2 protein-coding genes are annotated in these 23,730 nt (G+C 68.8%); both read left to right on the top strand.

Features of this window, described 5'->3' with window-relative positions:
- The first annotated feature begins 94 nt into the window (after positions 1–94).
- Positions 95–22,657 carry a hypothetical protein gene (locus WC969_09865; protein MFA6030149.1) on the top strand — a complete coding sequence of 7,521 codons (22,563 nt, stop codon included), beginning with the start codon at positions 95–97 and terminating at the stop codon, positions 22,655–22,657.
- Positions 22,654–23,607, top strand: coding sequence for a PorV/PorQ family protein (locus WC969_09860; GenBank protein ID MFA6030148.1), 954 nt, complete (start codon positions 22,654–22,656; stop codon positions 23,605–23,607). Before WC969_09865 ends, WC969_09860 begins: the two co-directional genes overlap by 4 nt.
- Positions 23,608–23,730: the final 123 nt, after the last annotated feature.

Genomic DNA, 23,730 nt, shown 5'->3' with positions numbered 1-23,730 from the left:
AGTCGTGAGGAAATCGCGGGTCCGTTGTGGTACAATCAAGACCGTAGCTTAGACCGCGTTTCCGGGAAGCCGTGGGTTGAAGCGAACGCCGAGAATGCCACGCCGAGCAGGTGCTCCGCGGGCGGCCCTCAGGGCCGTCTGCCACCTTTTCTCCGCCGCTATAGCGGCGGGGTTCCTCCTCCTCCCCTTCCTTTCCGCTCCCGCGCGCGCGCAGTCCTTCACCGGCGACTTCTCACAGGCGGGCGGCGCGGTCTACGACAGCGGCTACTTCGACGAGCTGAACAAGGTCGTCCTCTCCACGGTCTCCGGCACCCCGTACCTGTATGCCGTCGGCTACCAGACGACCGGCGGCGCCAACGAGGACTGGACCATCGTGAAGTACGACCTGTTCGGCGCGATGGTGGCCTCCCGGACGGTCCACGAGAGCGCCAACGACCGCGCCTACGACGCCGCCCTCGACTCCGCCGGCAACCTCTACGTCGTCGGCGAAGTCGCTGCGAGCAGCGCCACCAGCGCCCTCTACAAGTTCGACGCGAACCTCGTCTTCCTCACCTCGCACAGCATCGCCGGCAGCGCCCAGGCGGTCGGGATCCGGAAGTCCGGGACCGAGAAGGCCTTCACCCTCAGCTTCAACGCGAACCAGGTGTTCCTCAGCCGCTTCAACGCCTCGGTCCTGCTCGGCGGCACCGGCACGGAGCTGCGCGTCGTCACGAGCTACATCAACAACGTGTACAACGCCCGCTCGCGCTTCGCCATCGACGACAGCCTCGGCGAGGTCATCTTCGAGCTGGGCTTCTCGACCGGCACGAGCCCGGCCAACGTCCAGAACCGCTTCGAGCTCTACAAGTGGAACGGCGAAGTCGCGGACCTCAGCCTCGCCGCCCCCACGGCGATGACCTCGGTCGGCTTCGACGCACGGTCTTTCAAGGGCAACGACATCGTGCGCGCGCCGGACGGGCTGCTCTACGCCGTCGGCCTCGCCACCAACGGCCCCGTCTCCGATTCGGTCCTCGTCGTCTACGATCCTTCTGCGGGCCTCGGCCTCCAGTCCACTGCGGCGGTCGCGGGCATCCCGTTCCTCTGGTCCGTGGGCGTGGACACCGTGACCGGGCACGTGCTGGCCTCCTGCGGGGTGGACACCTACCGCTACCGCTACGATGGGATCGGAAACCTCTACCGGCTTCCGACCGCCAGCGGCGGCGGCCGCTCGATGGCCGTGGCCTCCTCGAGCCAGGTCTTCGTCGGCGGCGACGCCGGCCCCGACTTCGTCACGAAGCGCCTGAACGTGAACGGGTCGGCGGGCGCCGGCACGGGCGTCGTCATCACCACGAGCGCGGTGCTGGACCACCCGACCTACAACAGCCAGCGCAGCATGGCGCGCGCCTCCAACGGCGACCTCTACCTCGCGCACTCGAAGGCGTACGGCGGCGGCAAGCGCATCTTCCTCGCGCGCTCGACCGACAACGGCGCGACCTGGGCGGACACGACCGCGGCGCCCATCGAGAACATCCCCTCGCCCGTCGGCGACCAGACCGACCCGGCGCTCGCCATCGACTCGACGGATAAGATCCACGTCGTCTTCGCCGCCTACAGCACGGTCATCGACGCCAGCGGCCCCGAGGGGAAGGTCGCCTACGTGCAGGCGGCCGCTCCCGGGACTTCCGGGTGGTCCTCCTATCAGGTCCTCCCCTACAATGCTTATAACGGCATCGAGGTCCGACCCGCGATCGCCGTCGACAGTCTGGACGGATTGCACGTGGCCTGGTACGGGCAGGACAACGGCAGCGAGCAGGGCCGCGTACGCTACTCCTCGCGCTCGGCGACGAGCCCCGGCTTCGGCCCTTACATCGACATATCCTATGACTCCGCCGACACGCTCTATCCCGCGCTCGTCGTCGACAAGGACGACATCCCGCACGTCGTCGCTCAGCACCGGCAGGGCGCGGGGACCGGGGCGTACGAGAGCATCGTCCACTCCTCGCGCACCGCGGGCGGCTGGGGGGCCTGGGAGCAGGTGGCGTTCATCGGAAGCTACTACGAGATCACGCCCAGCGTCGTCGTCGACTCCTCCAACGGTCTGCACGTCGCCTGGACGGGCACCGACGGCACCTTTCAGCAGAACTACCAGATCAAGTACGCCTCCAAGACGGTGTTCGCGCCGGCCTGGAACTCGTTCGTCCAGGTCACGAACATCCCAACCGCCCCGCAGTACTCGCCTTCGCTGACCCTCGACGCGGCCAACAAGCTCTACGTGGTCTGGACCGGCAGCGACGTGGTTTCCGACGTCAACGTGAAGATCAGCAGCTGCGTCGGCGGCGCCTGGGCGGGGTGGTGGGCCAACCTGACCAGCGGCGCCGGCGACCGCCGCCATGCCGCGACCCGCTGGGCGGGCTATGCCAACAACGGCGGACAGCTCGACGTCTCCTGGGTCGAGGACGGCGGAGGCAGCGGCGTCCTCCGGGCCCTGCATGACACCCGGGCTACGCTGCCCACCGGCTTCTCCGTCTCCACGACCGGCGTCACGCGGGTCTGGAACGGCTCGGGCGGAGACACCCTCGTTTCCAACGGCGCGAACTGGGTCGGCGGAGTCGCTCCGCAGCCCGGCGACAGCATCCAGTTCGGGGCCTCTCCGACAGGCATCACGATGGACGCGGGCATCGCCATCGCCTCCACGACGCTGATGCCGAACTTCACGAGCACCATCACCATCACCGCCAGCTTCGAGAACCTTCTCGACTTCTACGCCTCCACCAGCGCGATGGGCGCGGTCCACTTCGGGAGCAACGAGATCAAGTTCGGCGGGAACATCGACATCTCCTCCTCCGTGGTCTTCTACATGGACACGAGCACGCTGACCTTCAACGGCGCGGGCAACCAGAGCATGCGCCGCCGCGGCGGAGTCGGCCCCATCGAGGCGGGCAACCAGATCATCCAGAAGCCGGCGGGGACCCGCATCACGATGGGCTCCGACGCCATCCTCTACGGCAACTTTACGATGCTCTCGGGCACCTTCACGACGACCTACAGCGCCGTCTTCAAGGGCGACATGAGGCAGTCGGGCGGCTACTTCGACGTGCCCAACGCGACCGGGGTCTTCAGCGGGACGACGCCGCAGACGATGCAGGTGACCGGCGGCATGGGGACGCCGTTCAAGGCCGTCCGCGTGACGAACCCGACCGAGTTCGTCGTCGACGCTCCCCTGACGACGGCCCTCTTCGAGGTGCTGGTCGGCAGCGTGACCGTCAAGTTCCACCATCGCATCGGAGCGCCGCCCTACTACGACTTCCAGATCAGCTCCTTCGTCGTTGACGCCTCGGGCTACGAGACCCCGGCGACCCTGCGCAGCATGACGAAGGGGAGCGCCTGGCGCCTGCTGGGCCTGTCATCCTATACGGTCAGGAACGCCGTCATCGAGGACTCCGACGCGTCTTCCTACGCCCCGGGCATCCTGGCGGAGCGCAGCCATGACGGGGGAGGCCGCAACAAGAACTGGACGTTCTTCGACTACAGCGGGAACTTCGCGGGGACGGGGCCGCGCATCGCGAAGCGCTCCGGCGGCGTCGACCTCGCCCTCAAGACCCTCGTCGACCCGGTCAACTCCTGGGTCTACTCCATCACCTTGAGCTTCAGCAGCACGCCGTTCGGCACGAGCGCCATGCAGGATACCCTCGTCTCCAAGTACGACCTCACCGGGACGGTGCTCCTGAGCTCGCGCTCGCTCAGCGCCCTGACCATGGACGGAGGGGCCTCGGCGATCGACTCCGCGGGGAACCTCTTCGTCTCGATGCGTTCCGCGGACAACTCCACCGTCGGGATCTATGAGCTCGACTCCAGTCTGAACATCGTCAACATGGTGTACCTCGACACATCGTCCTTCCACTCCGTCGAGGCGATCCTCGCCACCGGCTCCTACGTCTACGCGGCCGGGCAGAGCCAGACCTGGGGCCGCACCGAGTTCATCCGCCTCAACGCCGCCGGGCTCACCCCGGTCAACAACTACTCTTATTATGCCCCCAGCACCATGGGGCTCAACGGCCTCTCCAGAGACCTCGACGGGAACCTCTACTTCCTCGTCGCCGGGAACACCGACGCCCGGCTCGTGAAGATCAGCCCCGCGCTGGCGGTCCTCAATGAGCGGATGGTCAGCGCCGACCTGGGCAGCCAGGCCGAAGGCCACGACATCCAGGTCCTGGGCAACGGCCTGTTCCTGGCGACCTTCAACCCGTCCGGCGACCAGATCTTCGTCAAGAAGTACGACCTCAACCTCAATCCGTTGGGCAACGCCTACGCGGTCACCAACGCCTCGGCGGCCTACGAGCGCGTCCTCGACCTGGCCACCGACGGTTCGGACCTTTACCTCGGCGGCACCGTCAACGGCCCCAGCTTCGCCGCCTTCCGCTTCTCGCCCATCCTCCAGCTCATCTCGTCGGCGACCTATGCCGCCGGCAACGGGCAGCTCTACGGCCTCACGGTCTCCACCGGGCAGCAGGTCTACCTGGCCGGCACGGTGCCCGGGACCGACCTCGACGCCCTCCTGGGGCGCCGGACGCTCGCGGGGACTCCTCCCGCGGTGGGGGTCGGCTACAACGGCCTGGCCGCGTTCTTCTCCTATAACAAGCTCTTCGCGTCCATCACGAAGGACAACCTCGTCTACGAGTACACGAACCCGACGTTCCCCGTCAACACCTCGGGCACCATGCCGCGCAGCGTCATCCGCCCCGGCGCGATGGCCCTCGACAGTCTGAGCAACCTGTGGGTCTCGGCCGCGAACCAGGTCGCCGCACCCTATAACGACCGCCTCGTGCGCATCACCTACACCGGCGCGGGCATGCACGCCACCTCGACGAGCGCCGTCCTCTCCGCCGCCCTGCGCGACCCCTCCGCGATCGCCTTCCAGAGCGGCAACGGCGACCTCTGGGTCGCCAACCGCGGTCCGGCGGGCTCCCCGTCCTTCGCCTCCATCGTCCACTTCTCGAACCTCGGAACCCTGCCGACCCCGAGCTACGGCGACAGCGCGGTGAGCACCTTTGCGACCTCCGCCTACGTCTACCGCCCCACCGGCCTGGCCTTCGACGGCGCCGGCAACCTCTGGGCGGCCTCGGCCTCCAGCGGCGTCATCCGCATGTTCCCGAACAGCTCGAACTTCATCGGGAACGCCCCGGTCTCCACCCTCACGGCCGTCGCCCATCCCTACGCCTTGGCCTTCGACCAGATGAACGGGAACCTGTTCGTCAGCGACACCGACACGGACCTGCCCCCGGGCAACGGCAAGCTCTGGGTGTTCAAGAACAAGGGCACGCTCGGGAGCCCCAATCTGGACACGACGCCCACCCTCCTGCAGAGCGGCGTCGACGTGCTCGGCATGACGTTCCGCGAGATGACGGCGAACGCCCCGCTCTACGGCTCCGACTTCGCCTCGGACTCGGTCATCCAGCTCTCGACCGCGATCCCGGTCCCGCCGCGCATCACCGGCGGCATCACGGGCACGGTCTCCTATTCCGGGACCTACGCCGGGGCGTCGTCTCCGGCCCGCTTCTACGTCGTCGTCTCCACCCAGTGGCCGGAATTCAACACCATGACGAGCTATGAGGCGAACGCGGGGGTCCTGACGGGCGCCTTCGAGATCCCGGACCTCGAGGCGCCCAACACCTACTACGCGTTCGCCTTCATCAGCCTCGACGGGACCTTCAACGAGCCGGGGCCTTTCGAGCCGCAGGGCACCTACCACTACAGCGTCCAGACCAGCACGGGCCTCGAGCCCCTCCCGATCTTCGTGACGGCGAACTCGACGGCCGCCAACGTCAGCATCGGCCTGCGAGACGTCTTCCTCGCGAGCGTCACGGTCACCAACAACAGCGTGCAGCAGGGCGACCTCCGCGTCCAGGTCTGGCGGGGCGTGCCGGACGCCGCGCAGCCCTACCGCGCCTTGGAAGACAGCTGGGCGGCTTACGGGGTCACGAATTTCGACTATTTCACGAGCCTCTCCACCAACGACGCGTCCATCCCCTACTACTTCCGCGCCTACGTGGACTCGAACCATAACTATGGCTATGACTCCGGCGAGGACGTCTCCGTCTCCTCCGGTCCCATCGCCGCGTTGACCTCCGGGACCACCTACCCGGTCGAACTGACCATCTCCCCGAGCCCGGGCGGGACGCTCTTCGTCAGCACGATGAACCTCGCGCCCGCGTCCCTCCCGACGAGCGCCATGGACGTCCCGATGCTGCGGCTCACCCTCGCGGCGTCGGGGGGGAACGTGCAGTGGAACTCGCTGAACCTCGGCCTGCTCGGCGACGCGCCGCCCTGGAACGTGCAGGCCCGCGTCTACCGCGACGAGAACGGCGACGGCACCTTCCAGAACGGCACGGACTGGCAGATCGGCTCCGTCTACTTCTCCGGCAACCCCCCGACCGCCCAGGTGCTGTTCTGGAGCACGCAGACCATCACCGCCTCCTCGCAGAACTACTTCGTCGGACTCAACTACTGGAACGTGCCCGCGGGCGGGCTGATCGGCGTCGGCATCGACAGTCCCGAGCGCTTCGGCATCGGCTACGGCGAGATCGCGCCCCAGCCGGCCCTCTACCCCGTCGATTCCGGGATGAGCCGCCTGCGCCTGACCCTCGCCGCGCGGCCCACCGACGGCGGCTACTCCTACCCGGGGGCCAACCCCAATCCCTGGGGCGGCTTCGACTCGGGCGTCTTCCTGCAGCCCGGCCAGAACGTGCAGGTCCTCGCGGCCGGCACCTGGGGCACCGGCGACTACGCCGCCTCGGGCGCCGACGGCGTCGGCTCCAACGGCGGCCTCGACCCGGCCCTTCCGCTCGGAGCGCTCGTCGGCCGCGTCGGCTCGGGAGCCTGGTTCCTCATCGGCTCGAGCGCGACCTTCGCGGCGACCCAGAGCGGCACCCTCTGGCTGGCGATGAACGATTCCGACTACATGAACAACTTCGGGCAGCTCAACGTGGAGATCGGGCTCGTCGCCTCCAACGTCACCCGGACCTGGCTGGGGAGCAGCGGCCTGGGGCCGAACGCGAGCTACGACGCGAACTGGCAGGGTGGCGCGAAGCCTCTGCCGGGCGAGAAGGTCCTCTTCGACGGCGCCGTGTCCACGCAGCCCTGCCTCTGGGACATCTACGGCGCGAACCTCGGCGTGCTCACGCTCAAGTCGAACTACACCGGCACCGTCGAGGTCACCAACCCGATGGGCGGCTATCTCAACCTCGACTTCTCGAGCAACGTCTACGTCCAGGGCGGGCGGCTGCGCGTCGGCAACAGCGCCGAGATCAGCGTCGCCGGCCGCCTCGAGGTCACCGGCGGCGGCATCCTCGACGTCTCCGGCACGAGCGCCCGCGTCCGCTTCAGCCGCAAGGGCCTGCTCGTCAAAGGCGGCGGCACGGTGCGCAGCGCCGGCGTCGAGAACTGGGGAGGGCCCACGCTGCAATCCCTCGACACGATGAGCCGGTTCTTCTTCACCGTCGACGACGGCACCATCGACTTCCGCAACAGCGCGGGACTCGAGATCGCCAACGCCGAGACCGTGGTCATCGGGACCTACACCTATTGCGCGAACCTCGAGAAGTTGCGCTTCAACGACTGGGTCACGACCCCCGCGCGCACGACCCCGGCGATGAAGCTCTACATCGACCAGGTCATCACGCGGACCTTCACGGGACTGCAGTTCGGCTGGGGCTTCCCGGTCAACATCGACGCCACCGGCGCGATACCAGGCAGCGTCATCACCGCCCAGGATGCGACCGGCGAGCGCCGCGGCTCCCCTTACGAAGTCGACCCCAACGGCGTCATCTACTGGAACCCCGACGGCGGCGGCACGGCGCAGATCTCCGGCACGATCTCGCTCTCCGGCAGCCCCGTCGACGACTACACGGTCCTCGCGACGACGAGCCCGGAGCCCAACGGCGGCGAGACGATCTACTCCGCGACGCAGCTGAGCGCCGTCGGCGCCTATTCCCTCAACACCCTGCAGGCCCCGAACACCTACTACGTGTTCGCCTGGCGCGGCCCGAGCTGGGCGCATCCCGAGGGCCATACTGCGCGCGGCGGCTGGCTGCACGCGGGCCTCGCCCGCTCCGAGCCGGTCTTCGTCGCCAACGGCACCAACCTTTCGAACATCGACATCACGCTCTCCGCGTGGGGCGGAGTGAACGGCTGGGTCAACAACAACTCCTCGCAGTTCGGGCCGGTCCGCGTCCAGCCCTGGATCGGCGACCCCGCCACGCCGGCCGTCTCGACGCGCAGCCTCTCGGCCCAGCTCGCGAGCTGGGGCGGCTCCTACGAGTTCGGCGCCCCCGCCGGCGCGGACCAGGTCCTGGCCTTCGTCGACGTCAACGGAAACGGCCTGGCGGACCCCTTCGAGGCGCAGTCCACCGCCGCGGTCTCCGCGGTCGTCGCCGGCTCCACCCGGGTCGTGGGCAACTTCACCCTCACCGGCGGCGGGACGGCTCCTGGCGGCTACCTCTCCCTCTCGACCTCGGCGCTCCACCCGGGAGCGCTCTCCATGAGCGGCTCGAACCCGCTCATCCGGCTCGACCTCTACAACGCGAGCCCCAGCAGCGCGGCGACCCTCTCCGCCCTCAAGTACGACCTCGTCCACGGCGACCTGAGCCACTCGAACATGGTCGAACTCTGGCGCGATGCCAACGGCAACGGCGTCATCGATACCTACATGCCCGCGGGCGGGATGCCGGAAGACAACGATTCCATGGTCGGCAGCCTGACGATGACCCCGACCGCCGACGTCTCCTCCGGCGCGCTGACCTTCTGGAATCCGCAGACCGTCCCCGCGAGCTCCACGCGGACCTACCTGCTCTCGCTGAACCTCATGGGGGGGATGAACGGCACCTTCCCGGCTCCGGTCGACCTGAGCATGAGCGCCACGTATTTCACCATGGGCCAGGGGACGATGCTCGCCCAGCCGTCCATGTACCCCGTGCACACGGGCCTGCTGCCGGTGCGCTTCTCCATCAGCGCGATGGAGAACGCCGGCTACAACGGCCCCAACAGCGGCGGCATGGACACGGGTCTGCAGGTCGACCCCGGCCTCGCGGTGACGGTGAGCGCCACCGGGACCTGGACCGTCGGGTCCGGGCTCACGGGGCCCGGCGGACACGCCGGCACCGGGAACCAGGGCGTGTCCCCCGACGCCAACATCGGCGAGCTCATGGGACGCGTGGGCGGCTGGGAGTGGGGCTCCAACTGGGTCCGCATCGGCACCGGCACGACCTTCACGGCGAACCAGAGCGGCCGCCTCTTCCTCGCCGCCAACGACTACTCCGGCGACTACTACAACAACTCGGGACGCCTCTTCGTCGATTACTCGGTCTCGGGCACCACGACCGCGTTCATCAACGGCGCGGTCTTCTATCCCGGCGGCGTGACCTCCGGGAACCTGATCGTGCGCGCCGTCCAGCCCTGGGCGTATCCGCCGTTCGTCAGCACGGTCACTCTCCCGATGGGCTCCGGGACCCCGGTGGCGGGCGGTCGGACCTACGCTTTCAGCATCTCCGGCCTCCCGCAGAATTCCTACCGCGTCGAGGCCGAGCTTTCGGTCGACGTCGCGAAGAACGCGAAGACGGAGCGCGAGTTCTACTGCCAGGCCAACTCCACCACCACCGTGGCCCTCACGATCCCCCTCGGCTTCGGCTCCATCGCCGGCACCGTCAACTATCCGAGCACCGGCACGACGACCTGGGGCGACTACATCATCCTCGCCGCCACCCACACCAACATGCAGGGAGAGGTGGACTTCGTCGGCATCCACTCGCAGTCGAGCAGCGGCGCCTACACGATGAGCGGCCTGCCTTCCCCGGCCACCTATTACCTCCTCTCCTACCGCGGCTACCTCGGCGGCAAGCCCAACGGCGCGGACGCCCTGGGCTTCTACGGGGTCTCCACGGCGACCTTCGTCGACCTCATCAGCGGCGCCTGGGCGCCGGTCTTCGTGGACACCGGGGCGGCGGTCACCGGCAAGGACATCGCCCTCTTCGACCACGGCGCGGTCTCCGGCCAGATGACGAAGCACGCGAGCGTCCCGGACGACAAGCCCATCATCGCGATCGTGGGCCACGGCTTCTTCGGCAAGCCCGGCTACCGTTTCGAGAACCAGAACTATCTCGACCAGTCGCCCGGCATGGCGATGATGACCAACCGCTGGTACCAGGTCGGCCTGCTGAGCGCGGACGCCGATTACTCGGTGTTCATGTTCTCCGACGCCAACGGCAACGGGCAGTACGACACCGGAGAGCTCTTCGGCCAGAGCGCGAACCTCGTCTCCGTCCCGGTCGGCGGCTACGCGAACGCCGACGTCTACATCGCCGCGGCCTCCGCTCCGGGCGGCGTGACGGGCTTCACGGGGACCCCTCTCTCCTCGGCGACCCTGCATTGGAGCTGGGACGCGGCTCCCGGCGCCGTGAGCTACAAGCTCCTCAGCTCCACCGGCGGGTCCCTCGTCCAGGTCTCCGCCTCGACGACGACGTACGACCAATGGTTCTCCACGGCCAACTACGTCTCCCCGTTCGTCGCCATCCGGGCCGCCAACGCCCAGGGCGACGGCGCGGCGAGCACGCCCCTCTCCCCGCTCGCGACCCTCGCCGTCACCCCCGGAGCGGTCACGGAGCTCTTCACGGGCGTGAGCAGCGCCGCCTTCACCTGGTCCTACCAGGGCAACTCGACCTCGCCGGCGACGACCTACGAGGTGCGGCGGGCGACTTCGCCGAGCGCCCCCTACGCGCTCCTCTTCCTCTCGACCGGCGCCCCGGTCCTGGACCTGAGCGTCGCCCCGTCCCAGACCTATCACTACCGGGTCCGGGCGCTCAACTACAACGGCGTGCAGTCGAGCACCTACAGCGCCTACTCCGCGGTGACGCCGACCGCCAGCGGGCCCTCGGCGGCGGGCCTCATCACCTACGCGGGCCGCCAGGCCGGAAGCGTCCTGGTCCACGCCTACGCCACCAGCACCTTCACCGGCGCGCCGGTACGCATCTCCACGCTCCCCTCCGGCGGCCAGCTTCCCTATTACCTGAGCCTCAGCGGGGGCACGACCTACTGGCTGCGCGCCTTCGTCGACGCGGACGGCAACGGCCTGCGGGGACTCGGAGAGGACTTCGGACAGTACGTCACCAGCGTGGCCGTCGCCGGCGCCCCCATCGGCAGCCGCGATTTCTCCATCGCCGTCGACACGATGCCGCCGGCGAGCCCCGTCGGCGTCGTCGCGACCGCCGGCATCGGCAAGGTCCTGCTGACCTGGAACGCGCCGACCCGCAACTACAACAACACGACGCTCTCCGACCTCGCGGCCTACCGCGTCCAGCGCACGACCTATTCGGCCGGGACCTTCGCGACGATCACGACCTCGACGGTGTTCGGCACCACCGGCGCGGTCGCGGGGACGCTCTACACCGACCCGGCCCCGGCTTCCGGCGCGATGAACTACTACCGCGTCCTCGCCGTGGACTACGGACAGAACCAGAGTCTGCCCTCGGGCGTCATCTCGGCCCAGCCCTCGCTCGGCGGCACGATCTCGGGCGACTTCCAGTACGTCGGCGTCTCCACCTACGGCGTCAACCGCGTCCGCATCTCGACGAGCCCGGACGCCGCCGTGTCCTTCTACGCCGAGACCACGCTCACGCCCTTCAGCTTCACGGGCCTCCCGGACGGCAGCTACTACCTGCGGGGCTTCCGCGACCTCAACGGCGACAACCAGCAGGACGCCGCGGTCGAGCCCTCGGGCACCTACGGCGGCATCTCGGCGCCCTTCCCGATCCCCATCGCCAACGGCAACGCGGTGCCCGGCACGCGCGTCAACATCTGCGACCGCACCGCCATCGCCCCCAACAGCCAGCAGAACGGCACGATCGGCTTCTCCGACTGCGTCGCGCTCGACCAGGGCCCGAGCTACTACACCGACATCTACACCTTCCGCGTGGGCGGCGGCGCCGCGGGCTCCATCGGCCTCGGCACCGACGTCGAGATCCGCCTCGAGTCCGGGGCCAACCCGAACCGGCTCTTCCTCCTGGCCCCCGACGGCAACGTCGTCGCCCAGGACAACCGCACCGGCGGGGCGTACATCCGCCACACCGTCAACACGGCCGGCATCTACCGCATCGAGCCGACCTCCTTCGACCCCGCGATGACCTTCCCCTACGCCCTGCGGCTGAACGTCGTCGGCGGCTTCAACGCGTCCATCGGCGGGACGCTGAGCTACGCGGGGAGCCGCCCCGGCCGCTACTATGTGCAGGTCTTCACCTCTCCCGACACCAGCGCCTTCCCCGTGCGCCTCTCCTCGTTCACGGCGGCCGGCGCCTACTCCGTCTCGGGCATGCCGGACGGGACCTATTATCTGCGCGCCTACAAGGACGCCAACTCCAACGGCGTGCGCGACCGCGGCGAGCCGGCGGCCGTCTACGGGGTCAGCGACAGCTCCCCGACCCGCATCAACATCGTCGGCGGCGTCGTGACGCCCGCCGCCATCGACCTTTCGGTGCTCGATCCGGTCGGGGGCCGCATCTCCGGCCAGCTCCTGCGCGAGGGCAGCGCGGCCGGCACCATCCGCGTCGCGGTGGGGACCTACTACTGCCCGACCTGCACGCACGACTTCACGGAGGTCGCCTTCACGACGCTGCCGGCCGCGGGAGCTTACGCGCTCGACTTCATCGCTCCCGCGACGAACTATGCCGTGCGCGCCTACCTGGACCAGAACGCCAGCGACTCCCTCGACGGCCTGGAGACCGCCGTTTCCTCCTCCCCGGTCACCGTCTCTCCGAACTCGACGACGACGCTGAACCTGCTCCTGCGCGACATGGGCACGGGCGCCTCGGGCAACTCCTCGCTCGTCGCCACGATCGCCTACCCGACCCTGCCGTCGACGGGCCCCTTCTACGTCGGCATCGGCGCCGACAGCGAGCTGCAGTACATCCCGTACTACGTCATCCTCTCGAGCGCCGGGACCTTCCTGAAGACCGGCATCCTCGGCAATACGACGTACTACATCGGGGCGTTCCTCGACCGCAACGGCAACGGCTCGCCCGACCGCGAGCTCGGCGAGCCGATGGGCGGCCTGGAACTGCCCAACGGCGACTCCCTCCCGCTCTACGTCCCGGCGTCGAGCTCCGTGGTCGTCTCCACGACCCTGACCCTCACGGACCCGCCGACCGGCTCCGTCTTCGGCCAGGTCACCTACAACGGCTCCGCTCCGCTCGGACAGTCCCTGCGCGTCCAGGCGTGGAACCCCCAGACCTCCGGCGGCGAATGGAACTGGGCCCAGGCGACCATCGAGCGCGTCGCGGGGCAGAACACCTACCCCTACCGACTCGACTTCCTCGGCGCCGCCACCAGCTACAGCCTCATGGCCTACGTCGACGCCAACGGGAGCGGGCGCAGCGATTTCGGCGAGCCCATGTCCCAGTACGGCCAGACCACCTGCATGGGGAACGGGCCGTGCTACGGGAGCCCCGTCACCGTCTCCACCGGGGCGGGCACGATGCCGACCTACGGCATCAACATCGAGGTCCGCGACCCCGGCAGCTACGGCAACAACTTCTCGAACGTCGGCCAGATCGAGGCCGGCGTCGTCTACCTCGGCGTCCAGGGCGGACCCGTCTTCATCCGGGTCTATGACAACGCGACGCTCACCGGCGCGCCCCGGTGGACCCAGCGGCTCGACGCTCCGGCGGGGCCGGGAGACTTCCGGTACCGCTTCACGGACCTTCCCTACAACACGACCTTCTACTTCGACGCCTTCCGCGATCCGACCGGGACGGGAGTGTTCAATCCCGCCTTCCAGCCCTACGCGTCGCTGGGCTCGGCGATGCTCACGCAGTTCCACGACCACGCGGGCGTGTGGGGCGGCATCCTGACCGACCGCGGCGCGGGCGGCAGCGTCAACTCCTTCGGCGGGACGCTCTCCACGGCGACCGGCGGCGTGCGCTTCGACGGCGGCGCCACCGACCTGGGCATCGACCTCGCGGTGGACAACGTGAGCGGCGGCGGACCGTACGCCTATGTGCTCGGGACGACGCTCCAGAACACCGGCACCGTCCTCTCCCTGGCGAAGATCGACTCCTCCGGCGCCCTGAAGAGTTCGCGCACGCTCACCAGCGACCTCAGCGGGGTGATGCACCGGATGCTCGTCGATCCGGCGGGCAACCTCTTCGTCGGCTACGGCCTGCCGGAAGGCGACCGCGGCGCGGTCATCGAGAAGCTCGACGGGAACCTCGTGACGACGGCGCAGGTGCGGCTCACGACCTCGAACGCGAACACCGGCGACGGCATCAACGGCATGACCTACGCGGGGGGGAAGATCTACGCGAGCATCGGGAGCTTCGGCCCCCAGGGTCAGCCCGTGCTCCGCATCGATCCCGCGACGCTCGCCGCGGACGCCACCGGCTACTACTACTTCCCCGGCTCCCCGAACAACGGCGGCTGGTTCGACTGCTCCGGCATCGCCACCGACGGAACGAACGTCTACGCCCTCGAGCGCCGCAAGGACCAGAACGGCGTCGGCGTGCTCGCCGCGATCGTGAAGTTCGGCCCGGGTCTCGGCGCGCCGACGGCCGTCAAGGACGTCAGCTACTACAGCTCCCTCGCGAGCGAGGGGGGCGAGCTCGCCGTCGCCGGCGACGGCAGCGTCTACCTCTCCTACCACGAGCGCGACACGGCCATGATCACGCGGCGCCTGCGCCGCTTCGACTCCGCGTTCAACGAGACGGCGAACGTCTCCGTGAGCCCGGTGCTCAATCATTTCGGGGGCGATATGGCCGGCGGCCTGCGCCTCGGCCCCGACGGCACCGTGTACCTCGGCTACGAGGCGGGCACGAACGCCGGCGACATCGGCGTCAACCGCTACGATGCGAACCTGAACCTGCTCGCGACCCGCACCTTCGACGGCAGGGACAACGCGCTCGAGGACATGCCGGCCGGTCTGGACGTCGTCGACTCCACCAACGTGTACCTCGCGGGCACCGTCAACAACGGGCAGAACCTCGATTGGATCGTGCTGCGCACGAACATGAACGCGAGCGGCGCCGTCAGCTCCGCGGGCAGCGCCGGCACGGGCACGCTCAGCGAGACGGTCTCCGGCAGCATCCGCTACGCGGGGACGCTCGCGAGCTCCGGCACGATCCGCGCCATGCTCTTCCCCGTCGGCGCCGTCGCGCCCATCCGCAGCTCCACGGCGGCCTTCGGCGCGGTCCGCCCCTACCTCTTCAACAACGTGCCGATGGGACAGTACGTCCTGCGCGCTTTCGTCGACCAGAACTCCAACTTCATCCCCGAGGAGGGGGAGCCCGCCGGCCGCGGCGCCTCCTCCGGCTTCTACTTCTCGGGCGGCTCCCAGACGGGTCTCGACGTCTCGATCTGCGACCGCCGCCCGATCTCGCTCAGCACCGAGATCGCCGGGAGCTTCAGCGCGGCGGACTGCACCTCGGCCGACCGGAGCGGCGCCTACCAGAAGGTCTATACCTTCAACGGGAGCCGAGGACAGATCGTCACCATCGACCTCATCGGGACGGGCTTCTACGACAGCTACTTGAACGTCATGGACCCGGACGGAGAGCTCCTCAGCTCCGACGACGACAGCGGCGGCAACGGCAACGCCCGCGTCACGAACCTGATCCTCCCCAAGGACGGGCTCTACTCCATCGCCGCCAGCCCCTTCTCCGCGGCCATCACCGGCGGCTTCACGCTGAAGATGGGCGGCTCCGGCGGCGGCGCGCTCGGCTCCATCACGGGCAACATCAGCTACAACGGCAGCCAGGGCGCCGCCATCAAGGCCGGCCTGTTCTCGTCGCTGAGCATGAGCTCGAACTCCTACGTCGCGGGGACGGACCTCTCCGGCCCCGGTCCGTACACTTTCGGGAGCCTCAAGACCGAAGCGACCTACTACATCGCGGCCTTCGCCGACGCGAACTTCAACGGCAACCCCGACCCCGGCGAGGACTTCGGCACCTTCGGCGTGACGCCGGGCCTCGCCGACCCGCTCTACCTGCGCGCCGGTCAGGCGCTCACGGGCGCGGACTTCAGCCTCATCGCCTCCACCTCCATCGCCGTCCCGCAGGCGGGCGTCACGGGCGTCGTCAGCTATGACGGCACCCTGTCCGGCGAACTCCGCGTCGAGATGTGGGCGGATTCCCGCTTCGAAGGCCGACCGGTCGGCGTTCGAAGCATACCGACCGGCGTCGGCCCCTACGACGTGAGCGTGCCGGGCGGGCAGCCCTACTTCGTGCGCGCCTACCTCGACGTCAACCACAACTTCCTCCTCGACCCCGACGAGCCGCGCGGCATGTACCAGCCGCGCAACCAGGGCGCCGAGGCCGTGTACACGCCGATGAACGGCATGATCGCGGGCATCGACTTCCCGATCTACGACGCCACCGCCGGCGGCCTGACGGGCGGCTACCCCGCGGGCGAGGGCTGGGCCGTCGCCGTCCCGACCGCGGTTCCCTCGGGCGCCACGGTCTCGACGATCAACGTCTCCGTGCTCATCGGCGCCAACGGCATCGAACCGACCTCCGGCGTCGTCGTCTTCGGCGTTCCGATGGGCTGGGCCTGGCCGCAGACGACGCAGGCCGGCGGCTGGGGCTACGTGAGCGTGCGGGTCTCCACGCCCTCCGGCCTCCTCCCGACGGTGACCGCCGCCCCCATCTACAACAACATCGGCTCGGGCGCCGTCGAGGCGCGCGTGACCTCCGCGACGAAGCTCATCGCCGGTTCGACGCTGACCTTCACCTACAACAACGTCTGGGCGCCCTGCTACTCGCAGGACAACACCTTCCGCATCGGCTCCGCCTCCTCCGGCACGCTCGCCGGCGCCGCGCCGATGCCGCTCATCTCGGGCGAGCCGACGATCGCGCTCGCGCCCGGCACGCCGCAGTACTTCATGCTCCGCAACGGCTGGTTCTCCCTCTCGCAGGGACAGACCTCGGACCGCCAGGTCCTGGATGCGAAGGACAACTGCGGCAACACCGCCACGGTCCTCGTCAGCACGACGGCGACCCTGCGGGCGCGCCGCTACGACTATGCGACGGGCCTTTTCCAGCCCGAGGGCGCGCTCAAGTTCTCGAGCGCCGCCACCGGGCAGTACGTCGACGAGCTGCAGCTGACCTTCACGGCCGGCCGCTCCTCGCGGACCTTCGTGGCGCGCTCGACGACGACCGGGGACATGAACGTCGAGATCCTGTCGATGCTGCAGGGACCGGCCACCTCCTCGTTCTACGCCGGCCTCAGCGTCGTGGCGACGAACACCCTGACGGGCGTCTCCATCGCGACGCAGCCGTACATGCTCGGCTTCTCGTCGGCGACCATCATCCCCAACGGCGACCCGAGCTCCCCGAACCAGGCCTACGTCAACTTCGACCTCGCCAGCGCGAACATGAGCTGGACGGTCATGGTCGCCTCCATCCCCTACAAGGGCGGGGAGACGACCCCCGACCCCATCTGGCAGACCTGGGGCTACGGCCAGCCGACGCGCGGCCAGGTCACCTGGGACGGACGCTACAGCCCGTGGCTCAACAACGGCAGCCGCGTCCCGACCGGCAGCTACTTCGTGCGCGTCGAGGTCGGCATGGGCGTGCGCGACGACTCCCTGCAGGTCCGCGTCATCACCCCGCAGCTGAGCGGCCAGGTCCTCGACTCCGGCACGGTGCCGCAGGTGCCGCTCTCCGGCGTGAACATCAGCGCCTACGGGCCCTTCGGCGGCCAGAACACCGTGAGCGACTCGCGCGGCGGCTTCGTGATGCCCGGCCTCTCGGCGGGGGACTACCAGCTCTACCTCACGAAGGACGGCTACCTCGCGGGCAGCGGCTCGATGCGCATCGACTCCAACGGCATCGTCTCGACCTTCTCGGCGACCTCGGCCGACGTGACGCTCGCCTCGACCCCGGCCGGGGCGCTCAACGCCTACCTGAACCGCGCCTCGGCGCTGTTCGTGACGCCGTCGATCAGCACCGACCCGGCGAAGCCGCTCGGCGAGGTCTGGGGCGGCATGCAGATCCACACCTCGAGCTATACGCGGGCCTTCTTCGCCCCGCTGCACCTGCCGGCCGGCACGACGACCTTCGACGACGGCGGACAGTGGGACAACTCGGTCCAGCGCTTCGTCACCAAGACCCTGCTGCGCTACGACGTGCCCTCCGACACCTACACGGTGCGGGCGAACGTCTTCGGCTTCGATGAGGCGGTCGCCACGGGCGTCTTCGTCGAGCGCGGCGCGACGTACGTCAATCTCCCGGCTTTCACCCGCCAGCTGCACCTCGGCGGCACGGTCTACATGCCGGCGGGCATGAACCCCGCGGGCCTCTTCGTCTCCGTCAACGCCATCCCGCTGAGCACCACCACGCAGCTACCGCAGGGCTTCGGCGGCGTGTGGCTGCCCCCCGGCGTCGTCTCGGGCGCCTACGACATGGGCGGCCTCGTCGCCGGCGAGTACCGGATGGTCGCCAACACGCGCGGCTTCGCCGCCCGGACGCTCCCGCTCATCGGGATGGGCGGAGGGGTCGACATCTCTACGGCGGACTTCACTTTCAGCGACCCCAGCGCGTCCAACGTCATCTCCGGCACCGTGACCGTCAAGGGCGACACGACCGGCTTCCCGAACCTCGACAGCGGCTACCCGGTCGAGATCCACGTCAACGCCTGGGCCCCCGGCTCGATGAACTTCGGTCAGGCGGAGTTCTCGATCTATCCCAACGCCGTGACCTCTTCGGCGAACTTCCACATCACCGGCCTCGACCCGGGCGTCGAGTACCAGCTCTACGCGTGGATGGAGCAGCACGGCGGCGGAGACTTCGACGTGCCCGGCGGCTTCCCCAAGCGCGTCACCATCGCCACCGTCGCGCCGTTCAAGAACCCCGAGGCCTCCCTGCAGTTCACCTTCGAGGCGTCCTCCGGCGCGATCGACGGGATGATCTACCTCCCCGAAGGAAGCAACGACTTCGGCAGCATCGACCTGCAGGGCGAGACGATCTCGTCGGTGCGGCCCGAGCGGGTGGGCGAGAAGTTCCAGGTCCAGTACGCCACCGCGGACCTCAGCATCAAGTGCACGGGCACCGGGGCGGCCGTGCCGGCCGCGACGGGGCTCTGCCCGAACGTCGGCGGCATCAAGAACAGCTCGGCGACCTTCCACGTCTCCAACATGAACACGGAGACCGTCGACGTGCTCTTCACCTACCGCACCACCGGCATGTCGCGCAAGCACCGCGTCGCGGTCGTCAACGGCCTGACCACCTCCGCCACGGTGGACTTCCGCGTCACCGACGTGCGCAGTTCGACCTACTCGATCTCCGGGACCATCGCCAACCAGGTCCAGAACTCCCTCTTCAACACCAACGACAAGATCTTCGTCGGCGCGGCGACGGTCCCCCTGCGCGACGCGAACAACCGCCTCTGGGCCATCGACCCGGCCATCGCCACACGCTCGACGGACTCCCTCGCCCGCGTCGTCGCTCTTCGCCAGGAGTTCGGCACGCTGAACGTGGCCATCACGACGACCGCCAACCCGGCCGTCGACCGCGTCGGCTTCCTCGACATGGCGGGCCGCTTCGCGATCAACAACGTCGCGCCGGGCGTCTACTTCGTGCGCACGGCCAACCTGCGGACCTGCGCGACCTGCGAGACCCTCGTACCGCTCACGGGACAGATGGTCAGCGTCACGAGCTACAGCGTCGCCGGGGTCACCATCACCCTGCGCGACGGCTACAGCGTGGCGGGGACCGTCTCGCTCGACAACGGCATCCTCGACGCCCGCACGCTGCGCCTGAACCTCTACAACCAGCGCCAGGAACTCGTGCGCTCGACGAACTCCGCGCTCGGCAACGCCGGCGCCGGCGCCGTCGCGAACTCGCTCGACTACACCTTCCGCAACCTGCCCGCCGGCGACTTCTACACCCTCTCCGTCGAGGACGTCGCCGAGGTCCCGAAGTACGCGGGTCGGCCCATCAAGTTCCCCGACCCGTCGCTCTCTCCCAAGGGCCTGACGACGGACCTCACGCGCCAGAGCCTGACGCTGCTGCGCGCCGCCTTCATCACGGGACGCGTCAAGGACGCGAACACCGGCGAGCAGATCACGAAGGACAATGCCACGATGCTGGCGCCGAACTTCAAGATCGCCGCCACCGCGAACCCCTGGGTGGAGGGCGGCTACGTCGTCGCCGCCGCCAGCATGTCGCTGCGTCCGATCCGCGCCGACGGCACCTTCCTCGTCGGCCCGCTCATCCCCGACACGGCCTACGACCTGCGTCTCGGTCAGGACCGCTGGGACCTCGCCTACCTCGCGCAGGGCAGCCAGAACTACGCCCCGATGACCGTGGCCGCGCTCAAGCCCGGCCCCGGCGAGACCAAGGACGTCGGGACGCTCGGCCTCAACCAGGGACAGTCGGTGCGCGGGACCGTCGTCGACGCGCTTTCGACGACGACCGCGCTGGGCAGCATCAAGGTCGTCGCCCGTCCCTCGTTCGGCGCCAGCGACATCGTCGTGCAGACCTACACGAACGCCTCCGGCGAGTACACGATCTGGGTCTCCACCTTCGTGTCCCAGCAGTACGACCTGACCTTCGCCCCGCGCGACGGCAACACGGCCTCCTCGGGCAAGGTCTACCGCGAGCAGACCCTCTACAACTTCAGCATCTCGACGACGCAGCCTCCGACGATGCTGCTGACCGAGCTGCTCGGCCAGGTCACGGGACAGGTCCTCACCGCCGACGGCGGGGCGCTCAGCTATCCCTTCGGCGGGCAGAAGGGCTATCCGGCCGCGGCCCTCTTCCTGCAGCCGAAGAACGTCGTGCCCAAGAGCAACCCGCTCGGCGACATCGAGGCGCAGACCGACGCGTTCGGAGCGTTCAGCATCGTCGGCCTCAGCACCGGCACCTACACCCTGCGCGCCGTCAGCCTCGGCTACAGCGTCCTCAACGCCGACGTGACCGTTGCGACCGGCTCCTTCTGCGTCTCGACGGCGGCGGCCTCGGCCTGCACCACCGCGCTGACGCTCGCGCGAGGCGCCGTCGTCACGGGCCGCATCCTCCTGCCCTCGGGCTCGGCGCCGAGCGACACCCAGGTCGGCGGCATCGCCGCCGCCAACCGCGGGTTCACCGAGTTCGTCATCGGAGCCGTCGAGACCGACCCGGTGGCGCGCACGATCAGCGGCTACTCCATCTCGGGCTTCAAGCCCGGGGTGACTTACAACCTCGTCCTGACGCCGAAGGAAGGCAACGAACTCTCCTTCCCGCCGGAAGGGCAGGGAGTCACCTTCACTTCCGCCGAGGCCGAGACGACCAAGAGCATCAACCTGACCTACGGCGCGACGCGCCCGGACTGCGAGGCCGACGCGAAGCTGAGCACGATCACGGCGGTCGGCCGACAGTTCCAGATCAAGATCACCTGCTCGCAGCCGATGCGCAACCAGGTCGCGACCGACAACGACCTCGACGCCCTCCTGACGATCTCGACGGCCAACTCGTCCGGCGTCGCTTACGCGGCGCCCGAAGGGACCGGGCAGCTGCTCGGCGGCGACAAGCGCATCGCCGAGAACCGCCGGGTCCTCACGGCCCTCTACCGCACGGCGGCCAACGAGACCCGTTTCAGCCTCCGTCTCGAGGGCTACTCGCAGACGGTCGACCAGACCACCGGGCGCAACTACCAGTACTCCCGCATCTTCGACTTCTTCACCGGTCTCGAGTCGGCCCGCAAGGAGCGCGTGAGCAACATCCAGGGCGGCAACGTGCGCCTCGAGCCCACCGACGAGGACGTGCTCCTCGGTCGCGACGAGCGCTTCCGCGCCGACATCCCGCCCGGGACCTTCGAGACCGACAGCGAGTACTCTCAGGGCCTCGGCGCCGGGGCGAGCACGCAGTTCACCCTCGAACTGCGCCGCGCCCGCAGCCGCCAGTCGGCGTCGGCCGCGTACGTCAAGCGCTTCGGCTACGCGCCGCAGCATCTCGCGGTCCTCGAGAGCCCCAAGGCCATGCCGGTCGAGCTCTATCGCGCGATGGCCTCGACCGGGATCAACCCGCTCGGCGCCTTCTACGACGTGTTCCTGCCGCTCGGCATCCGCTCGCAGCTGAAGAAGGCCGTCGAGCTGACCTTCTCCTACGACCTCTCGGCCTCGACCTCCGCCAACGAGTCCGACGTGAACGTCTGGTACTACAACCCGACGCAGGGCCGCTACGTTATGGAGGCGAACAACCGGCGGCTCGACACGGTGAACAAGACCGTGACGGTCTCCGTGGACCACTTCTCGACCTTCGTGGTGCTCGCCTCGACGCCCATCTACTCGAGCCAGACGCCCTACACGGGCGGCGAGATCAAGGTCTTCAACTTCCCGAACCCCGCGGACTGCATCCGCCACACCAAGTCGCTCAACGACACCGCGGCGGCGAACCCGACGGTCTCCTTCGACGGCACGATGATCCACTACGACCTGCCCGCGGGCGAGACCTCCGACCTCAAGATCAAGATCTACGACGTGGCCGGCGAGCTCGTGCGCGAGATCCCGCAGGGGCAGCTCGTCGGCGGCGTGACGTACTACTCGCCCTGGGACTGCAAGAACGACGGCGGCAAGACCGTCGCCTCGGGCGTCTACATCGGCCAGCTCAAGTGGGGCTCGAACAACAAGTTCTTCAAGATGGCCATCATCAAGGGGAGCGGCCTGTGAGAAAGGGACTCCTCGCCGTCCTGCTCCTCGCGCTGAGCCTGGGCGCCGCGCGCCCCGCGGCCGCCGTCAACTCCATGGCGGGAACGAGCGCGGCGCAGTTCCTCAAGCTCGGCGCGGGCTCGCGCGCGGGCGCGATGGCCGAGGCCTACTCCGCCGTCGCCGACGACGTCTACGCGGTCTACTACAACCCGGGCGCGCTCACGAACCTGACGAAGCCCGAGCTCGCGGCCGCGCACACGCAGCACTTCCAGGGCATCTCCTACGAGTTCGCCTCCTTCGCCTACCCCCTGTCGCGGGAGCTCGACTACTCCCGGCACGTGCTCGGCGCGGCCATCTACAACCTCTCGGTCGCCGACATCGAGCGCCGCACCGACGACACGCAGACGAATCTCGGCACTTTCGGGGCGGGGGACTACGCCTACAACTTCACCTACGCCTACCGACCCGAGCGCCGGCTCGGGCTGGGCGTCACGGGGAAGATCATCTCGCAGAGCATCGACAGCTACTCCTCGACCGCCTTCGCCGTCGACGCCGGCGCCCACTACCGGATGAACCCGGAGGCCGAGCGCCCGGTCGCGCTGGCCCTCGTGATCAAGAACGTGGGAACGCGCCCGAGCTTCGCCGGCGTCTCGGATCCGCTCCCTGTCGGCGTCGTCGTCGGCGTCGGCTACAAGCCGGTCAAGAACTTCAAGCTCGACCTCGACCTCACCAAGTACCGCGACACCGACCTCTTCGGAGCGTTGGGCGGAGAGTACCAGCACTCCTTCGATGAGGGGCTCTCAGGCGCCCTGCGCTTCGGCTACACCACGCACCGCAAGGACAACGAGGGGCTCAACGGCCTCACCCTCGGCGTCGGCGGACGGCTCAACAAGGTCTCCTTCGACTTCGCGTGGGTCCCTTACGGCGTGCTCGGCGACACCTTCCGGTATTCGATCCATCTGAAGTTTTAATCGCTCAGTTTCCCTATCTCCCCTTCCTGCGGGAGGGGGAAGGGGGAGGGGGCGCATAAAAGGCCTGCGAGAGCAGGCCTTCTTCGTTTATAGGCCTCCCCCTCTCCCTGGCCCTCCCCCGCA

This window comes from Elusimicrobiota bacterium (genome assembly GCA_041660925.1).
GTDB lineage: Bacteria > Elusimicrobiota > Elusimicrobia > UBA1565 > UBA1565 > JBAZUV01.
The sequence above is the reverse complement of the archived record's forward strand: the minus strand, read 5'-3'. Positions and strand labels throughout refer to the sequence as shown.

What these genes read in the sequence shown, in the direction of transcription:
- WC969_09865 (MFA6030149.1), top strand. Translation starts at nt 95, where the DNA reads ATGCCACGCCGAGCAGGTGCTCCGCGGGCGGCCCTCAGGGCCGTCTGC.